This window comes from Billgrantia endophytica, assembly GCF_002879615.1.
GTDB lineage: Bacteria > Pseudomonadota > Gammaproteobacteria > Pseudomonadales > Halomonadaceae > Halomonas > Halomonas endophytica.
The window spans coordinates 146914-164310 of sequence record NZ_PNRF01000032.1 but is presented as its reverse complement, the minus strand read 5'-3'; the positions used below and the strand labels follow the sequence as shown (position 1 = coordinate 164310).

The following is a 17397-nucleotide window of genomic DNA, read 5'->3' as shown; positions in this document are numbered from 1 at the left end:
TGTATCGAAAAACGCCCTCGAGGAGGGCGTCTTCGTCGAGAGTAGCAGCCCGAGGGACATGACGCCCCGGGCTCCCCGGTTCACTCGATCAGCGACAGCAGCGAATCGATACTCTCCCTGGCATCCCCATAGAACATGCGCGTATTTTCCTTGTAGAACAAGGGGTTCTCGATACCGGAGTAGCCCGTGCCCTGACCGCGCTTGCAGACGAACACCACCGAGGACTTCCACACCTCCAGCACCGGCATGCCGGCGATGGGGCTGTTGGGGTCATCCTGCGCCGCGGGATTGACGATATCGTTCGAGCCGATGACGATCACCACGTCCGTCTTCGGAAAATCGTCGTTGATCTCATCCATTTCCAGCACGATATCGTACGGCACCTTGGCCTCGGCCAGCAGCACGTTCATGTGCCCGGGCAGCCGGCCGGCCACCGGGTGGATACCGAAACGCACCTCCTTTCCCGCCGAACGCAGCTTGCGCACCAGTTCGCTGACCGCGTTCTGCGCCTGGGCCACCGCCATACCGTAGCCCGGCACGATGATCACACTGTTGGCATTATTCAGGGAACTGGCCACACCGCCTGCATCGATCGCCACCTGTTCACCTTCGATCTCGGCTGCCGCGCCTCTCTGGGCGGCACCGAAGCCACCGAGGATGACGCTGATGAAATTGCGGTTCATCGCCTTGCACATGATGTAGGAAAGAATCGCACCGGACGAGCCGACCAGCGCACCGGTCACGATCAGCAGATCATTGGAGAGTGTGAAGCCGATGGCCGCCGCTGCCCAGCCCGAGTAGCTGTTCAGCATCGACACCACCACCGGCATGTCGGCGCCGCCGATTCCCATGATCAGATGCCAGCCGATGAAGAAGGCCAATACCGCCAGGATGAACAGCGTCCAGAAACCCGCACCGCCGATATAGGCGATCGCCAGTACCAGGCACAGCAGAGCGGCACCGGCGTTGAGCATGTGGCCGCCAGGCAACGGGTTGGGTTTGCCATCCACCTTGCCGGCCAGCTTGCCGAAGGCCACCACCGAACCGGTGAAGGTGACGGCACCGATGAAGATCGCAAAGACTACCTCGATCTGCAGGAACATCAGCTCATCGGGCGCCTTGGTCGCGACCAACGCGGCGAAAGCCGAGAAGTGTTCCGTGGTGGCGCCGGCCAGCTGGGCCGCCATGACTCGCCGCCGCTCCAGGTCGGCATTCCAGGCGACGAATACCGCCGCCAGGCCGACAAAGCTATGCAGGGCCGCCACCAATTGTGGCATTTCGGTCATGGCAACCCGGCTGGCCACGTACCAACCGATCACCGAGCCGATGATGATCATCGGGATCATCCACCAGTAGCCGCCGATCCCCGGCCCGAAGGCCGTGAAGAAGACCGCTACGGCCATGCCCACGATGCCGTACCACACCGCGCGCTTGGCTTTTTCCTGGTTGCTCAACCCCCCCAGCGAGAGGATGAAGAGCACGCTTGCCGCAATGGCTGCGGCAGAAACAAAACCTTGACCCAACATGTCTTTTCTCCGCCGCTCAGGATTTCTGGAACATGGCCAGCATCCGGCGTGTCACCAGGAAGCCACCCACGATATTGATGGTGGCGATCAGTACCGACACCGCCGCTAGCAGTACCACGATCCAGTTCCCCGAACCGATCTGCAATATCGCGCCAAGGATGATGATGCCGGAGACCGCGTTGGTCACCGCCATGAGGGGGGTATGCAGCGAGTGACTCACATTCCAGATCACCTGGAACCCGACGAAACAGGCCAGGACGAAAACGATGAAATGTTGCATGAATGACACCGGCGCAACCTGACCCAGCACCAGCATGAGCGCACCACCCACACCGAGAAGCGTCAACTGACGCTTGGTCTGCACCTTGAAGGTCGCAAGCTCTGCCGCCTTCTTCTCTTCCAGCGTGGGTTCCTTGACCCTCTCCTTCGGTTTGGCGGCGGCAATGGCCTTGACCTTGGGCGGCGGCGGCGGGAAGGTGATTTCACCCCGGTGAGCGACCGTCGCGCCACGGATCACGTCGTCCTCCATGTTCTGCACGATCGCGCCATCCTTCGCCGGCGTCAGATCGGTGAGCATATGGCGGATGTTGGTGGCGTAGAGCAGCGATGACTGGGTCGCCATGCGCGAGGGAAAGTCGGTATAGCCGACAATGGTCACGCCATTGTCGCTGACGACTTTCTTGTCCGGCTCGGTCAGGTCGCAGTTGCCGCCCTTCTCGGCGGCCAGGTCGACGATGACCGACCCCGGTTTCATGGCCTTGACCATGTCCTCGAGCCACAGCTTGGGAGCCGGCCTGCCCGGAATCAGTGCGGTGGTGACGACGATATCGACATCCGGGGCCTGTTCGCGGAAAAGCGCCAGCTGTTTCTCGCGAAATTCCGGGCTGGAGGGGGCGGCATAACCACCGCTGCCCGAGCCGTCCTGCGCCTCCTCGAAGTCGAGGAACAGGAATTCGGCACCCATGGATTCGATCTGCTCGGCGACTTCGGGGCGCACGTCGAAGGCACGCACGACCGCCCCCAGGCTGGCAGCCGTACCGATTGCCGACAGTCCGGCCACACCGGCGCCGATCACCAGTACCTTGGCCGGCGGCACCTTGCCCGCCGCGGTGACCTGACCGGTAAAGAACCGCCCGAAGTTGTTACCCGCCTCGATCACCGCCCGATAGCCGGCAATGTTCGCCATCGACGAGAGCGCATCCATCTTCTGCGCACGCGAGATGCGCGGCACCATGTCCATGGCGATGACCGTCGCTCCCCGCGCCTTGCAGCGCTCGAGCAATGCCTCGTTCTGGGCGGGCCAGAAGAAGGCAATCAGCGTCTGCCCTTCACGCAGCAGATCGGCTTCTTCATCGGAAGGCTCGCGTACCTTGATGACGACGTCGGTTTCCCTCCAGAGGGAGGCCGCATCCGCCACGACGGTGACCCCCGCCTCACGGTATGTCTCATCGGAAAAACCGGCGGCTTCGCCCGCCCCCGATTCGACGAGGCATTCATGCCCCAGCTTCTGGATCTGCTGCGCGCTCTCAGGCGTCAAGGCGACCCGCGCCTCGCCCCTGTATCGTTCCTTCGGTGATCCGATCTTCACGTTGGGTCCCCCATGGTGTGGGTTTGTTCTTGCGTGACTTTTGCACAACACATATACATGAGATACAGAAACCCCTCAAGGCAACCAAGACCACCAAGAGCGCAGCTCCCGCCCACACGGCACTCCCTGTAGCAAGGCACCGCCGCTGCGATTTCTGTGTAACAAACCAACATTACTACGAAGCAGGGCAAGCAGCACGTCACGTTAGCCGACCCATACGGGCAATGAAGACGGGGTAACGACCGGTGCGAGTGTCACGGGCTGACGAATGACGCAAACCTTTCCACGCCACCAACAAGAACCCCACCGGCCCGTCGGACCGGTGGGGTTGGCAAGTACTTGCTGGGGCGCCCTTCGGGCACCCTCCATCATCAAGCGGTCAGCAATGCGTTGAGACGCTTGACGTAAGCGGCTGGATCATCGAGTCGGCCACCCTCCGCGATGATCGCCTGGTCGAGCAGGATTCGCGCCAGGTCGCTGAAGCTCGCCCCTTCGGCAGACTCGAGCCGGGCGACCAGGGCATGCTCGGGGTTGAGCTCCAGGATCGGCTTGACGTCCGGAACCGGCTGCCCCGCGGCCTCCATGATACGGCGCATCTGGTACCCCATCTCATGCTCAGGCAGGACAACGCATGCCGGCGAGTCGGTCAATCGATGAGTCACCTTGACCTCCTGGACCTCCTCTCCCAAGGCATCCTGGACACGCTTGACCAGTTCCTCCTTGGCCTTGGCGGTTTCCTCCTGGGCCTTCTTCTCTTCTTCCCCTTCGATATCGCCGAGATCGAGCTCACCCTTGGCGACATCGATGAACGACTTGCCATCGAAGTCGGTCAGGTGGCTCATCAACCACTCGTCGATACGGTCGCTCAACAGCAGTACCTCGATGCCCTTCTTGCGGAATATCTCCAGGTGGGGGCTGCTCTTGGCCGCATTGAAGCTGTCGGCAACGATATAGTAGATCTTCTTCTGGCCTTCCTGCATACGCTCGACATAGTCGGACAGTGACTGGTCCTGAGTGGAGCTGTCGGTATGTGTGCTGGAGAAGCGCAGCAGGGCGGCGATCTTCTCGCGGTTGGCGAAATCTTCCGCCGGCCCCTCCTTGAGCACGCTGCCGAAGGTATTCCAGAAGGTCTGGTAGGCTTCCTTGTCCTTGGCCAGTTTCTTGAGCATGTCGAGCCCCCGCTTGGTCAGGGCGCTCTTGATCTTCTCGACCTTGGGGTCCTGCTGCAGCAATTCGCGCGAGACATTGAGCGACAGCTCTCGGGTATCGAGCACGCCCTTGATGAAGCGCAGGTAGATCGGCAAGAACTGCTCGGCATCGTCCATGATGAAGACGCGCTGCACGTAGAGCTTGACCCCACGGGACCCATCCCGCTCATACAGGTCGAAGGGAGCACGGCCGGGCACGTAGAGCAGGTTGGTGTATTCGAGCTTGCCCTCGACCTTGTTGTGACTCCAGCTCAGCGGGTCGCTGAAGTCATGGGCCACATGCTTGTAGAAGGCCTTGTAGTCGTCATCCGAGACGTCACTCTTGGGTCTCACCCACAGGGCCGTCGCTTCGTTGACGTTTTCCCAACGGATCTTCTCGGTGCCGGGAATCTCCTCGCCCTCGTCATTCCGCTCGACATCGACGCTCGGCATGCGCACCGGAACCTCGATGTGATCCGAGTACTTGCGGACCAGGCTCTTGAGACGGTAGTCGTCGGCAAACTCACCGGCGTCCTTCTTGAGGTGGAGGACGATCTCGGTGCCATGAAGCTCGCGGTCGATGTCGGCAACCGTGAACTCACCCTCACCCTTCGAGCGCCACTCGACACCGTCACCGTGCTCGGTGCCGGCCTTGCGGGTGCGCACCGTCACCTCGTCGGCCACGATGAAGCTGGAGTAGAAGCCCACCCCGAACTGGCCGATCAGCCTGGCGTCCTTCTGTTGTTCGCCGGAAAGCTGCTTGAGGAACTCGGCGGTCCCGCTGCGCGCGATGGTGCCCAGGTTCTGGATCACTTCGGCTCGGCTCATGCCGATACCGTTGTCGCGAACGGTCACGGTACCGGCCGCCTGATCATGCTCGATCTCGATGCGCAGTTCGCTGTCGCCCTCATAAAGGGCATCGTTATCCAGCGCCGCATAGCGCAGCTTGTCGCAGGCATCGGCGGCGTTGGAAATCAGCTCGCGCAGGAATATCTCCCGGTTGGAATAGAGGGAGTGGATCATCAGATGCAGGAGCTGCTTGACCTCGGTCTGAAAGCCGAGGGTTTCCTCGTGAGCGGTAGTGGACATGGATCGGTACCTCATGGCTTGAACCAGCGGCGACGCCACTATTGGCGTCGCCCAATGCAGAACTGTTCAGCGATATGGGGACCAGGATGGCGATTTCAACCGCTGGGGTCTTCGGGAGTGGACAATACGAAGTGAAGGCGCGCCGTGGCCACCGGTTTCTCTTCATTTGCCTGCCAGGCGGTTACCTTGACATTGGCCAGACGGCGCCCTTCGCGGAGCAGGGTACAACGGGCATGGGTCGGCACCACCCGGGCGGTACGCAGGTAATCGATCGAGAAGTCGATGATCCGCGGCAGGCGGGGCTCTCGGGCCGCCAGCATCAGGTCCAGGGTGCCAGCCGTCTCCATGAACGCGGCCACGACCCCGCCATGAATCGCCGGCAACAGAACATTGCCGACGTTGTACTCGTGGGGCTCGAGCCGATAGATCAACCCGTTCCCCTCGCCATCGGGCGAGGCCGAGATACCGATGAACCGGGCATAGGGCAGCCGAGCCAGCCAGGATGCCACATCCCCCTCGGCTCGCGTCTTCGTCAGCCAGGTCACGTCGTGGAAATCATCCTGCATGGTCATCCACCCCGCTGAAGAGCGCCTCACCAAAACCCGGGGGGGTATTGCGCGACCCCAAACGCACGAAGTTGCCGGTCCCCCGTGCGATAGGCCGCTCGGGCTCCTGCCAAAGGATCCCCTCGGTGAACACTATCGACTCGGTCACCCTCAGCACTCGAGCCCGGGCCATGATAGGCAGCCGTGCCAACGCGGGTCGATAGTGATCGACACGAAGGTCCAGGGTCGGGCACACCTCGGGAGCCGGCAATGAGCACAGCACCGCAGAGCCGCAGACAGTATCCAGCAACATGGTCAACACGCCGCCATGTACCAGGCCTCGAGTGGTATCCCCCAGCAGTTCATCCCGCCAAGGCAAGCGCATGGTCACATTGGGAGGCGTCACGGAAACCACCTCGAGGCCCAGCTCACGGGTATGAGGGATCACCGCCACGAACCGGTTCAGGGCGGTTCGCCAGGCGTCAGGACCTGGGCCAGTGGCACGGAATCCCGCCGCTTCGTCATCAAGGTCATCAGGGATCACACCTGCACTCCTCGCGGCAAATTCCAACAAGCGTTTGATCTATATCTGCCAAGCCTAGCCCTCGCCCACGGGCAGCACAAGCGGCGCGGCTTTCAACGAAACGTACCCCGATACCTCGATTGAAAGGAAATCGGCCGAGGCTCTACTCAAACGGTTGCCAATAGGCGACGATACGGGGACCTCGACATCAGCCTTTCGGAGGCCGACACCATGCGCCATCGCCACCCGGTTCGCCGCGCCGCCGCCTGGCTTGCCGCGGCAGCACTCAGCCTGCCTCTCGTGGCCTATGGCCAGCCCAGTGACAGCGCCCTGCGTGATGCCCTGGAGGCGGCACGCAACCAGCAATGGGACAGGGTCAACAGCGCCGCGATCGATGACCATGTCCTTTCCGGCTACGTGGAATATCATCGCCTGCGCAACCAGTTGCCATTGGCCGAGCCAGGCCAGGTCCTGGCTTTCATCGAGCGTCATAAAGACGCCCCTCTGGCCGAGTGGATGCGAGGGCAGGCCATCAGCCGTTACGGTAGTGCCGGACGCTACGGCAGCCTGCTGGCGGTAGCCGATGGCGAGCCCAGCGGAACCGAACGACAGTGCCATTACTATACGGCGTTGCTGGGCCCCGATCCCCTTGCCGCCGCTGAGGGGGGCCGGAAACTCTGGCATGTCGGCAGTTCCCAGCCATCGGCATGCGATACCCTGTTCAATCGTCTCCGCGAAAAAGGCGAGATCACCGAACTGGACATCTGGGAGCGCAAGATGCTGGCCTGGCGGCAGGGAGAAACCGGTCTCGCCAGCTTCCTGGGTCGCCAGCTCGGCAGTCGCTGGCAGGAAGCACGCGATGCCGTGTCCCGCCTGCAGCGCGATTACGCAGCCGTGACCCAGGTGCCCACCTGTATCGGTCCCGAGTGCCACGGCAGCGGCGCGCTGTTTGCCGCTGCCATGTACGGCTTCACCCGAGCCGATACCGAAGCCGCCATGGAAGCATGGCGCAAGATTGCCTCGCACCTGCCCTTCGATGGCGATCATCGTCATGCCATCGAAGAGGATCTCGCGTTCTATTCCCTGGTGCGCAATATCGACAACAACCGGGGTTGGGTGGACGATGCCCTGCCACGGATAGGCACATCGAGAGTGCTCGAACTGCGTGTTCGGCATGCCCTGACCCAGCGCGACTGGGCCGACGCGCTGCGCTGGGTCGCGATGCTGCCCGACGAGACCCGCGATGACAGTCGCTGGCAATACTGGATGGCACGGGCCCATGAGCAGCTGGGCGATTCCGACCAGGCCCGGGAGGCGTATGCCCGAGCGGCGCAAGGACGCAACTTCTTTGCCTTCGCGGCTGCCGACCGTATCGGTCAGCCCTATGCCCTGAACCTGGAGCGCAGCGGTTTCGACGAGAGTTTCCGTGAGGAGATCGCCCGCTGGCCGGCGGTGCAGCGTACCGAGGCACTGCTGCGCATCGGCGAGGATGGCCTGGCCAACAGCGAATGGCTGAACGCCGTGGCCACCGGGACGGAGCGGGAAGCAAGGGCGCTTGCCGACTATGCCCAACGCCGTGGCTGGCATGCGCGTCTGGTCCAGACCACCATTACAGGCCAGATGTGGGATGCGCTTGACTGGCGCTTCCCGGAAGCCTATCGCGAGCATTTCATGCGCTGGGGGAACAATACCGGTGTCGATCCTTATCTGCTGATGGGCATCGCCAGGCGCGAAAGCGCCTACAATCCCGTGGCGCTCTCTCCCGCCGGCGCCCGCGGCCTGATGCAAATCATGCCCGGCACCGCCACCCTGCTGAGCCGACAGCTCGGCATCAGTGACCCGGGGCCCCACGGTGTCCTCGACCCGGAGCTCAACATACGTCTGGGCAGCACTTACATCCGTGACATGACCGCCCGTTATCGCGGAAATCGTCTGGCCGCTGCCGCGGCCTACAACGCGGGACCAGGCAGGGTCGATCGCTGGCTGCGCGACTCGCCGGAGGAGTTCGATCTGTTCGTGGAGAGCATCCCCTTCCGCGAAACTCGCGATTATGTTCAGGCGGTACTCGCCTACCGGGTCATTTTCGAGAGCCTGGCCAACGGTGGCAGCTCCGAAGGCGTCGCGATGCTTAGCTCAGCGGAAACCACCGTCCGCTATGATGGGTCACTGCTGGCCCGCAACTGACTCCGCCCGGGTCGCGAACGACATAGGCCCCGGCCAAATACCGGGGCCTATGTCATGGCGTAGCTCGTCAATCAGGCCGGCTGCCGTTCGAAGGCCAGCTTGAGGCCAAACCCGATCAGTACCACTCCGGTGGCTCCATTGAGCCCTCGGGAAAAGGCTCGGCTGCCCAACCACCGCCCTGCTCCACTCACCGTCACGGCAATGCCGATCTGCCACAGGTTGGCGATGACGAAATGCACCCCGGCCAGCCACAGCGACTTGAGCAAGGCCGGGTCGGTCGGCGCGATGAACTGAGGCAGGAAGGCCATGTAGAAGATCACCGTCTTGGGATTCAGGACGTTGGACAGCAGCCCTTCCCGCAGCGGACGCCCTATCGGCACTATCTGGCGCTCCCCCTGCATCGCCGCGACCGGTAACCCCTGGCCCCGCCTGGCCGCAAGCAGGCTGGCAGCCCCCAGCCAGATCAGGTAACCGGCCCCGGCCAGCTTGAGCACGGAGAAGGCCCAGGCGGACTGCAACAGAATCAGCGATATGCCCAGTGCGGAAACCGCCGCGTGCACGAACAGGCCACAGCAGATGGCCAGACTGGTCAAGACACCATCACGCACCCCGCCACGGGCCGTGTTGCGAATCACCAGGAGTGTATCGACGCCGGGGCTCATGGTCAGCAGCGTAATGGCAACCAGAAATGGCCAGAAATGGGCATCCAGCAACATGTCGATTGTCTCTCCCCAAGTCATGGAAGGCCTCGAACTCGCAGAGAGCGATTCTACGCCAGAAGTGCGCCGTCCCACTACCGCTTGCCGGATGCCCATGGCCAATGCCATCGATCACCGCGGCACGACAGCGAGCCTGCGTGGAGTAGAGGCGACCCACCAATCGCGTACCGAGAAACGGGCAGGAAGCCTGCTTGCCTGTCGGTTATGCCAGGGCGATCTCTCGGTCGAGATTCTCTGGACGCTTAGAAAAATTCTATCTACAGTTGATTGAGCGGGCAGTATGGCTGCGGCAAGGTACTCGTCATGGGGCCTCCAGGGCCATTTCTGCATGATCCGCTGCGTTGGTCAGCAAGTAGAAAGTCGTCAGTTGTATTTGGATTCGTCGATACACCCGAAGCGCACCTTTCTAGCCTTGCCCACGCACTTCGGGCCTCCGGCGGCACAGCCGAGTGCCCAGCACGATTAATCAGGAAGTAAGGAAATCGACAATGGCAACTGGCACTGTCAAGTGGTTCAACGACACCAAGGGTTACGGCTTCATTTCACCGGATGATGGTGGTGATGACCTGTTTGCCCATTTCTCCGAGATTCAGGCTGACGGCTTCAAGACCCTGCAAGACGGCCAGAAGGTCACCTTCGAGGTCACTCAGGGAAAGAAAGGCCTTCAGGCCTCCAACATCAAGATCGCCAACTGAGGCACTGCCTCGGCAAGCGTGCAGGCCTGTCTTCTGATTGAAGGCAGACCGCCTCAGACGAAAGGCCCACCGATTTCTGGTGGGCCTTTTTCGTGGGACAGGGCCTGCATCCGGGATCAGTCCTCGATGTCGAACCGAGGTGCCTCGCTCTGCGGATCCCTGCGCTCGGCCTCTTCGAACTGCTCGTCCAACTGGCGGCGGGCTTCCTCGAAGCGGCGTTCGGTTTCCTCCAGCAGTGCATCGATGTCGGACTGGGTCGTCTCGCCGGGAAGCGCATCGCCGTCATTGATGGTTGACGTTGCACCCCGTTCATCGTCTTCCATGGGCTCCAGGCTGGTCGGATCCTCCATGGGCTCGAACACCGGCGGATCCTGCTCGGCCTCTTCATACTGTTCGTCGATCTGCCTCTGGGCTTCCTCGAAGCGACGCTCGGTATCCTCCAGGATCGCATCGATGTCAGAGCGCGTCGGCTCGCCTGGCAGTGCTCCTCCTTCCTCCAGGGTGGCAGTCGGGGACTCGCCCAGTGTCTCCACGTCCGTGTCTATATCGTCATCCGGCGGAAGGCCCACGCCGTCCTCCTCGGACGCTTCGGCAGTGTCGTCCTCCGCCGGTAGCGGAGCGGGCGCCTCCTCCTGCAGCGTTTCATCTTCCTCGGTTGCCATATCATCGGTGGCCTCGCCAGCGGGAGTACCGACCTCCTCGGTCTCGGTTACCCCGGCATCTTCCTCAGCATCGCCGCAGCCAACCAGACCCAGCGCAAGGGCCAGCACGGCTGCCACCGGTATCCAGGGTTTTTTCGCCATTCGGGTATCTCCAGTCTATGTAAGGCCGTCAAAAGGAAGCTTATTGCAGCAAAGCCCTGACGTACCTGCAAGTCGACAGCATTTTTGCCTTGGCGTAACGGGTTGGACAACAGAGAGGGAAAACGATCCCGTGGCAAGGTGAAGCGAATACCCACTGTCGGTCAATCGGTGGCCGTTGCCGGAAGCGGACAGCCCAGGGACCAGGCGACGGCCCGCAGCAGCTCCGCTTCGCGAGCCGAGATACGCCCATCATGTGAGACACATCGGCCCATGGCCGTCAGCAGTTGCAACCGCTCCTCGTCAGTCAATTGCTGCAAGTGTTCCACGGCCCGGTCGAGCTCATCCGGACTCGCTGGTACCGCCACGAAATCGGGTGTGATCGGCAGTTCCGCGACGGCAGCCCGAAAGGCATCACGCGCCTCCTGCTCTTCAACCTCTCCCGCCTTGGCAAGGCTCGACAACAACCGCCCGGCGGCGGCGTCCACCTGGTACAGGTGGCGCTTGCGATAGCGGCGGTGACGCGCCCCTTCGATACCCACGGTCAACAACCGATGCAGCGACCACTGTAGTGCGCCTGGCTGCGCTTCCTCTTCCATCAGACAAACGAGGCAAGCCCGAAAGCGGGCATATTGGGCGGTGGATAGCGACTGCAGGATCGGCAAGGTCAGCTCGATCAATGGTAGCCGTTGCCCCGGGGTTATCTCCTCGAGGGGTTCAGCCAGACGGTCGAGCTCCCCGAGTACTTCTGGCAAGGCCTGTGTCACCAAGGCCTGCCGTTGACGCTGGCGGCTAGTCGGGTCAACGCCCATGAGAATGCCATAGACCAGCGCCCGGGCGGCATATGGATCATGCGCGGCGTCCAGCAAGCGAGCATCGATCCCGGCCAGCGCCTGTCGTGCCCGAACGAGATCTTCCGGTCGCAACTGGCCGACCCGCTGGGCGAGGCCAGCGGGACCGCCGGAGCGTGCAGACCCGGTATGGGCGGACGCGGCTCCCGCCAACCCGGCGGCACCAGGCGCTGCACCGGGCTGCTGCGCCCCGGTAGCGGGCTGGCCATTGACCGGGCGCGGCTCGGGGAGACTGCCATCCCAGCCTGGCTGCAGCCGTTCGATACGTGTCGTCAGGGGTGGATGGGTAGCCGTGAGGCCGCTCAACCCCGGAAGTCCACGACCAAAATAGAGGTGGCTGAATTCGGCCGCCTGGACCGCGCCGAGTTCCGAGCCATGGGTATGTGCCGCCAATCGCTTCAGCGCACGGGCCAGGCCATCAGGGTGGCGGGTATACTGTACCGCGCTGGCATCCGCCAGGAATTCCCGCTGCCGACTCACCGCCGCCTTGATCAGATTGCCGCACAGGGAACCCACCGAGCCCACGATCATCAGGGCGAGCCCCGCCCCCAGCATGACGATCTGGCCATTACCGCGGCGGGAGCTGCGTACGGCACCCCTGCCCGCCGTGCCACGCAGCAGCATCCGACCGACCAGACCAATGAGCAGTATGCCAGACAGCAGCGCGACCAGGCGCATGTTGAGTCGCATGTCGCCGTGCAGGATATGACTGAATTCGTGGGCCACGACGCCCTGCAGCTCGTCTCGATCCAGCACCTGGATAGCCCCGCGAGTCACGCCGATGACAGCATCCCGGGGCGAGTGGCCCGCGGCAAAGGCATTGATTGCCGGCTCTTCCAGTACGTAGACCAATGGCACTGGCATGCCCGAAGCGATGGCCATTTCCTCCACGACATTGAGCAGCCGCTGCTCATCGCCATCGCGGGTGCCGGCGTTGATCAGCCGGCCTCCCAGCGCTTCCGCCACGGTGGCCCCTCCCGCCTTCAGCTGTATATGACGCGTCAGGCTGCCAAGGCCAACCACTGCCAGCACGCCAATCGCCACGCTGCCCAGCAGGACCGGATCCAGCGCCCTGTCCAGCGGATCGGCGCCGGCTTGCCCTCCGTCCAGCAGAGCCATGGCAACCGCCACCACCAGCACTGCAACGGCGACCAATCCCACTACTGCCACGATCAACAGGAGAATCAACCGCGCGGTCAGCCGCCTGGCCTGATCCTGGGCTTCGAAAAAATCCATGCGACACCCCCGTCAGAAACTGACCTTTGGCGCCGCCTGAATTTCGGCACTGTCCTCGAATTCCAGCAGAGCCGCATCCTCTCGGTGCCCCATGGGGCCTGCCAGCACGACCGGGGGGAAACTCTGCCTATAGGTATTGTACTGCATGACGGCATCGTTGAAGGCCTGGCGAGCGAAGGCCACCCGGTTCTCGGTACTGGTCAGGGTCTCGGAAAGTTGTCGCATGTTCTCGGAAGCCTTGAGGTCCGGGTAAGCTTCCATGACCATATTCAGCCGACCCAGAGCAGAACCCAGCGCCCCTTCAGCCCCGGCCAGTTCAGCCATGGCGCCAGGCTCGCCGGGATGGGCCGCGGCGGTCTTCAGGCCAGCCAGGGCGGTGTTGCGCGCCTCGGTGACAGCCTGCAAGGTCTCCCGCTCATGGGCCATGTAGGCCTTGGCGGTCTCGACCAGGTTCGGAATCAGATCGTATCGTCGCTTGAGCTGCACCTCAATCTGAGCAAAGGCATTCTGGTAGCGATTCTTCAACGCCACCAGACGGTTATAGATACTGAAGCCGTAAAATACCAATAGGCCCAGCACAACAAGTATGACGATCAATGAAACGTTCATGTTCTTCCCTCTCCGTCCAGCGCCATTGGCGCGATCTTGATGTCCGTTACTGTCTGATCAGTTGCCCGGGTCTGCCCAGCGCCGCCATGGCCGGTATGGCATGGCCGGTGACAAGGCTAACAGGCGAGCCTGTCCATGTCGGGTCGATTCCCCCACGAATGTTCTCAAGACGACAACAAGTTGGTGGGCCGGGCCATCATGGATGATATCGTAGGTGCCGTGCTCGATATGATCGAACAAGGCTACCGGAACGACGCATGCAAGATTTCTTTACCTGGCTGGGCAGCACTCTCGGCGACATCATCCGCTTCGTGGTGGATCTACTGATCCATTTCTTCCGCAACCTCGGCGATGCCGCCCAGGGTTTCCTCCACGGGCTATCGGCTTCGCTGGGGATTTCCCCCTCGTTGATAAGCCTGGTGGTTCTGATACTTGGCCTCTGGCTGCTCTATCTTGGCCTTCGCGCCCTGCTCCGTCGCAGCCTGATCGCCACTGTCATCTGGGCGGTGCTGGGTGTCACGGTGCTGAGCTGGCTGATCAACTGATTGGGCTCATGAGGAGAGGGCTCGCCTGACCCAAGGTCAGGCGAGGGCCTTTTCCACCACCTCATAGACATTGGGCGAGAGTCTCTCGGCACGAATGCGCTCGAGTTCGCCCTTCATCAGCCCCTGACGGGCTTCGTCGAAGCGCTGCCAACGCGTCAACGGCGTGATCAGGCGTGCCGCCACCTCGGGATTTAGGCGGTTGAGTTCGATGACCACATCGGCCAGCAGCCGGTAGCTCTCCCCGTCGGCACGGTGGAAATTCACCCGATTCTGGTTGGCGAAGGCGCCAATCAGGGCACGAATATTGTTGGGGTTTTTCATAGAGAAGGCCGGGTGGGCCATCAGGAACTTGACCCGATCGAGGGCGTCCGCCTGCGGACGGGTGACCTGGAGGCTGAACCACTGGTCCATCACCAGCGGGTCGTGGGCCCACTTCTCGCCGAATGCCCGCAGCGCCGGATCGGCCAGTTCATCACGACTGCTGTGCGTCAGCAGCGTCAGTGCATGACGGACATCGGTCATGTTGTGATCGGCATCGAACTGGGCCTGGGTCAGCTCGATGCCCTGCTCGTCCTCGATCGCCATCAAGTAGGAGAGCGCCACGTTCTTCAGGCTGCGTGCACCGATCTGCTCGGGTTCGGGCGCATATGGTTCATCAGAACGGTTGGCTTCGAAGAGCGCCATGAATTCGTCACGCAGGGTCACCGCCAGGGACTGCTTGACGAAAGTCCGGGCGGCATGGATGGCATCCACATCCACCAGCGGCTGCTGCTCGGCAATATAGGCTTCGGAGGGCAGCGTCAGCATCTCGGCCAGCACCGCCTTGTCATCGCTCCCCCGCTCAAGCAGAGCGCGGAAAGCCTCGACGATCCTTGGGTCCATCACCTTTTCCACGCCATTGCGATGCGCGGCGATCAGATCATCCAGCGCCAGCATGGCCAGGCGCTGGCCGGCATCCCAACGGTTGAAGCCATCGGAATCATTGGCCAGCAGGAAAGCGAGGTCCTCGCGGCTGTAGGGGAAGCGCAGCTGAACCGGAGCCGAGAAGCCGCGCAGCAACGAGGGCACCGGTGCCTCGCTGACATCGGTGAACACGAAGGACTGCTCCGCCTCGCGCAGGTGGATGACGGCAGCGGTACCGAGATCCTCGCCTTCCAGGTTCAGGCTCAGATCCCGTCCGGACTTGGTGCCCACCAGCCCCATGCGCACCGGGATGTGCAACGGCTGCTTGTCGGCTTGCCCCGGGGTGACGGGGGTTCGCTGACGCAGGGTCAGATGGTATTCGGCATTGGCGTAGTCGTACTCGCCATACGCATCGATCTCCGGCGTTCCGGCCTGGGAGTACCACCGCATGAACTGGGACAGGTCCAACCCCGATACCTCTGCCATGCACGATACGAAGTCCTCGATGGTGACGGCCTGGCCATCGAAACGCTCGAAGTAGAGATCGCTACCGCGACGGAAGGTCTCCCAGCCCACCAGGTTGCACAGCATGCGCACGACTTCGGCACCCTTCTCATAAATGGTCAGGGTATAGAAATTGCCGATCTCGATGTAATGATCGGGCCGTACCGGATGGGCGGTAGGACCGGCATCCTCGGCGAACTGGGCGGTACGGAAGAAGGAGGCATCCTCGATACGCTTGACCGGTGCCGAATTGGCGTCCGCCGAAAAGCACTGGTCGCGGAATACCGTAAACCCCTCCTTCAGCGAAAGCTGAAACCAGTCACGGCAGGTCACCCGATTACCCGACCAGTTATGGAAGTACTCGTGGGCAACGATGCTCTCGACCCGCTGGAAGGCAACGTCGGTAGCGGTCTTTGGATGGGTCAGCACCGCCGCCGAGTTGAAGATGTTGAGCCCCTTGTTCTCCATGGCTCCCATGTTGAAGTCGTTCACCGCCACGATCATGAACAGGTCGAGATCGTATTCGCGACCATAGGTTTCTTCGTCCCACTTCATGGCACGCTTCAACGACGCCATCGCATGGCCGGTCTTGCCCAGGTTCTCTTCCTCTACCCAGATCTGAAGCGCTACCTCGCGACCGCTCATGGTGGTGAAGCGATCCTCGACCTTCTTCAGGTCGCCGCCCACCAGGGCAAACAGGTAGCAAGGCTTGGGATGCGGATCCTCCCAGGTGACGAAATGCTTGCCGTTGGGGAGTTCCCCACGTTCCACGGGGTTGCCGTTGGAGAGCAGTACCGGCAGGCGAGCCTGGTCGCCGATCACCGTGGTGGAGAAAGTCGCCATGACATCGGGGCGATCCGGGTAGAAGGTGATGCGACGGAAACCCTCGGCCTCGCACTGGGTGCAGTACATGCCGTTGGAGAGGTACAGCCCCTCCAGGGCGGTGTTCTCCTCCGGAGCGATCTCCACCTCGGTATCCAGCCGGAAGCGCTCGGGGACCCGGTGTACGGTCAGGCCTGTCTCGGAGAGCGAGTATTCATCGTCGTCCAGGGGCTGACCGTCAATGGCGATCGACTTGAGCTCGAGCTGCTCGCCATCGAGCATCAGGGGTGATCCCGCTTCCCGCTGCGGGTGCCGCTCCAGATGCAGGCTGGCCTTGACGCGGGTCGCGCCGGGTTCGAGGTCGAAGCTCAGTTCGGTATGGGTAACACGATAGGCAGGCGGCCGATAGTCATGCAAGAAGGTCGGCTTGGGTTCAGACATCAGAAAAAGGCTCCTGGCGGGAATCGGTGACCATTGTACGGGGGCCGGCTCCCCAACCTCAAAGCTACCTGGCGCGTCATCGGCGAATGAGGTGCGTGGAGGGAGCAGGCAGCCCACGGGGCTCGGGGCGGCTGGCGATCCATAGTCCCAACAGGGACAAGCCGGTCACCAGGATGGCTTTCAGCCAGAACAGGCTGAGAGTGAACAGCAGGATCAGGACCGAGAAGCCCAGCATGGTCAGGGCCAGCCATTTGGCATGCCGGGGGATGGCCCTTTCCCCCTCCCAGGCCACGACAGGCGGCCCAAAGCGCGGGTGTTCGCGAATCCACGATGCAAAGCGGGGTGAGCCTCGGGAAGCCGCCCAGACCGCCAGCAGCATGAAGCAGGTGGTCGGCATCAACGGCACGAAGACGCCAATGACGCCAAGAATGAAACTGACCCAGGCCAAGGCAATGTAAGCAACGCGGCGAAGCGAATGCATACGCTCCCTCCGGGGTGATCGTGAATGTTCGGTTGCTTCCCATTGAAGCCCATTGAAGGGCTAATGGCCAATCGCCTCTGCCTATGACGCCATTCGGCGCCACGGAACGAGAGCGAGCTCGCCACCGGGACGAGCTCGCAACGACATGA

14 protein-coding genes are annotated in these 17397 nt (G+C 62.3%); 3 read left to right on the top strand and 11 right to left on the bottom strand.

The annotated features are described in order from the left end of the window. Positions 1–80: 80 nt before the first annotated feature. The 5 genes from C1H69_RS16230 to C1H69_RS16210 form a co-directional block, all read right to left on the bottom strand. Complete coding sequence (locus tag C1H69_RS16230; RefSeq protein ID WP_102654418.1) at positions 81–1526, bottom strand: NAD(P)(+) transhydrogenase (Re/Si-specific) subunit beta; 1446 nt, start codon at positions 1524–1526, stop codon at positions 81–83. A gap of 16 nt (positions 1527–1542) precedes the next feature. After that, on the bottom strand, positions 1543–3114 hold the full coding sequence (locus C1H69_RS16225) for a Re/Si-specific NAD(P)(+) transhydrogenase subunit alpha (RefSeq protein ID WP_102654417.1): 1572 nt from the start codon (positions 3112–3114) through the stop codon (positions 1543–1545). 371 nt (positions 3115–3485) lie between these two features. Further along, positions 3486–5390, bottom strand: coding sequence for a molecular chaperone HtpG (htpG, locus tag C1H69_RS16220; protein WP_102654416.1), 1905 nt, complete (start codon positions 5388–5390; stop codon positions 3486–3488). 95 nt (positions 5391–5485) lie between these two features. Then, positions 5486–5956: a PaaI family thioesterase gene (locus tag C1H69_RS16215; protein WP_102654415.1), complete on the bottom strand. Its 471-nt coding sequence runs from the start codon at positions 5954–5956 to the stop codon at positions 5486–5488. Next, a complete protein-coding gene (locus C1H69_RS16210) occupies positions 5946–6479 on the bottom strand; it encodes a PaaI family thioesterase (protein ID WP_240609971.1) in 534 nt (177 codons plus the stop codon). Before C1H69_RS16210 ends, C1H69_RS16215 begins: the two co-directional genes overlap by 11 nt. Positions 6480–6689: 210 nt before the next feature. Here C1H69_RS16210 and C1H69_RS16205 point away from each other — a divergent pair, with 210 nt between their 5' ends. After that, positions 6690–8642: a transglycosylase SLT domain-containing protein gene (locus tag C1H69_RS16205; RefSeq protein ID WP_102654414.1), complete on the top strand. Its 1953-nt coding sequence runs from the start codon at positions 6690–6692 to the stop codon at positions 8640–8642. 71 nt (positions 8643–8713) lie between these two features. Here the strand turns inward: C1H69_RS16205 and C1H69_RS16200 are convergent, their stop codons facing one another. Beyond that, the gene (locus tag C1H69_RS16200) at positions 8714–9358 is read right to left on the bottom strand and encodes a LysE family translocator (protein WP_102654413.1); all 645 of its coding nucleotides are present in this window, start codon (positions 9356–9358) and stop codon (positions 8714–8716) included. A 491-nt stretch (positions 9359–9849) separates the two neighbouring features. On the opposite strand from C1H69_RS16200, the gene C1H69_RS16195 reads away from it, so the two are divergent. Then, positions 9850–10056 carry a cold-shock protein gene (locus tag C1H69_RS16195; protein ID WP_102654412.1) on the top strand — a complete coding sequence of 69 codons (207 nt, stop codon included), beginning with the start codon at positions 9850–9852 and terminating at the stop codon, positions 10054–10056. 116 nt (positions 10057–10172) lie between these two features. On the opposite strand, the gene C1H69_RS16190 is transcribed toward C1H69_RS16195, so the two are convergent. The 3 genes from C1H69_RS16190 to C1H69_RS16180 form a co-directional block, all read right to left on the bottom strand. Then, positions 10173–10859 (bottom strand): hypothetical protein, encoded by a 687-nt coding sequence (locus tag C1H69_RS16190; protein WP_102654411.1) that lies wholly within the window; start codon positions 10857–10859, stop codon positions 10173–10175. A 161-nt stretch (positions 10860–11020) separates the two neighbouring features. Next, positions 11021–12943 carry a M48 family metallopeptidase gene (locus C1H69_RS16185; RefSeq protein ID WP_102654410.1) on the bottom strand — a complete coding sequence of 641 codons (1923 nt, stop codon included), beginning with the start codon at positions 12941–12943 and terminating at the stop codon, positions 11021–11023. A 12-nt stretch (positions 12944–12955) separates the two neighbouring features. Next, positions 12956–13552: a LemA family protein gene (locus C1H69_RS16180; RefSeq protein ID WP_102654409.1), complete on the bottom strand. Its 597-nt coding sequence runs from the start codon at positions 13550–13552 to the stop codon at positions 12956–12958. A 257-nt stretch (positions 13553–13809) separates the two neighbouring features. Between C1H69_RS16180 and C1H69_RS16175 the strand changes: the two genes are divergently transcribed. After that, the gene (locus tag C1H69_RS16175) at positions 13810–14097 is read left to right on the top strand and encodes a hypothetical protein (protein ID WP_102654408.1); all 288 of its coding nucleotides are present in this window, start codon (positions 13810–13812) and stop codon (positions 14095–14097) included. A gap of 36 nt (positions 14098–14133) precedes the next feature. On the opposite strand, the gene pepN is transcribed toward C1H69_RS16175, so the two are convergent. Both pepN and C1H69_RS16165 read right to left on the bottom strand, forming a co-directional pair. After that, positions 14134–16767, bottom strand: coding sequence for an aminopeptidase N (pepN, locus tag C1H69_RS16170; RefSeq protein WP_102654407.1), 2634 nt, complete (start codon positions 16765–16767; stop codon positions 14134–14136). Between the two features lie 76 nt (positions 16768–16843). Beyond that, positions 16844–17248 (bottom strand): YbaN family protein, encoded by a 405-nt coding sequence (locus C1H69_RS16165; RefSeq protein ID WP_102654406.1) that lies wholly within the window; start codon positions 17246–17248, stop codon positions 16844–16846. Positions 17249–17397 lie beyond the last annotated feature (149 nt).

What these genes read in the sequence shown, in the direction of transcription:
- C1H69_RS16230 (WP_102654418.1), bottom strand. Translation starts at nt 1,526, where the DNA reads ATGTTGGGTCAAGGTTTTGTTTCTGCCGCAGCCATTGCGGCAAGCGTG.
- htpG (WP_102654416.1), bottom strand. Translation starts at nt 5,390, where the DNA reads ATGTCCACTACCGCTCACGAGGAAACCCTCGGCTTTCAGACCGAGGTC.
- C1H69_RS16215 (WP_102654415.1), bottom strand. Translation starts at nt 5,956, where the DNA reads ATGCAGGATGATTTCCACGACGTGACCTGGCTGACGAAGACGCGAGCC.
- C1H69_RS16205 (WP_102654414.1), top strand. Translation starts at nt 6,690, where the DNA reads ATGCGCCATCGCCACCCGGTTCGCCGCGCCGCCGCCTGGCTTGCCGCG.
- C1H69_RS16200 (WP_102654413.1), bottom strand. Translation starts at nt 9,358, where the DNA reads ATGTTGCTGGATGCCCATTTCTGGCCATTTCTGGTTGCCATTACGCTG.
- C1H69_RS16195 (WP_102654412.1), top strand. Translation starts at nt 9,850, where the DNA reads ATGGCAACTGGCACTGTCAAGTGGTTCAACGACACCAAGGGTTACGGC.
- C1H69_RS16190 (WP_102654411.1), bottom strand. Translation starts at nt 10,859, where the DNA reads ATGGCGAAAAAACCCTGGATACCGGTGGCAGCCGTGCTGGCCCTTGCG.
- C1H69_RS16185 (WP_102654410.1), bottom strand. Translation starts at nt 12,943, where the DNA reads ATGGATTTTTTCGAAGCCCAGGATCAGGCCAGGCGGCTGACCGCGCGG.
- C1H69_RS16180 (WP_102654409.1), bottom strand. Translation starts at nt 13,552, where the DNA reads ATGAACGTTTCATTGATCGTCATACTTGTTGTGCTGGGCCTATTGGTA.
- C1H69_RS16175 (WP_102654408.1), top strand. Translation starts at nt 13,810, where the DNA reads ATGCAAGATTTCTTTACCTGGCTGGGCAGCACTCTCGGCGACATCATC.
- pepN (WP_102654407.1), bottom strand. Translation starts at nt 16,767, where the DNA reads ATGTCTGAACCCAAGCCGACCTTCTTGCATGACTATCGGCCGCCTGCC.
- C1H69_RS16165 (WP_102654406.1), bottom strand. Translation starts at nt 17,248, where the DNA reads ATGCATTCGCTTCGCCGCGTTGCTTACATTGCCTTGGCCTGGGTCAGT.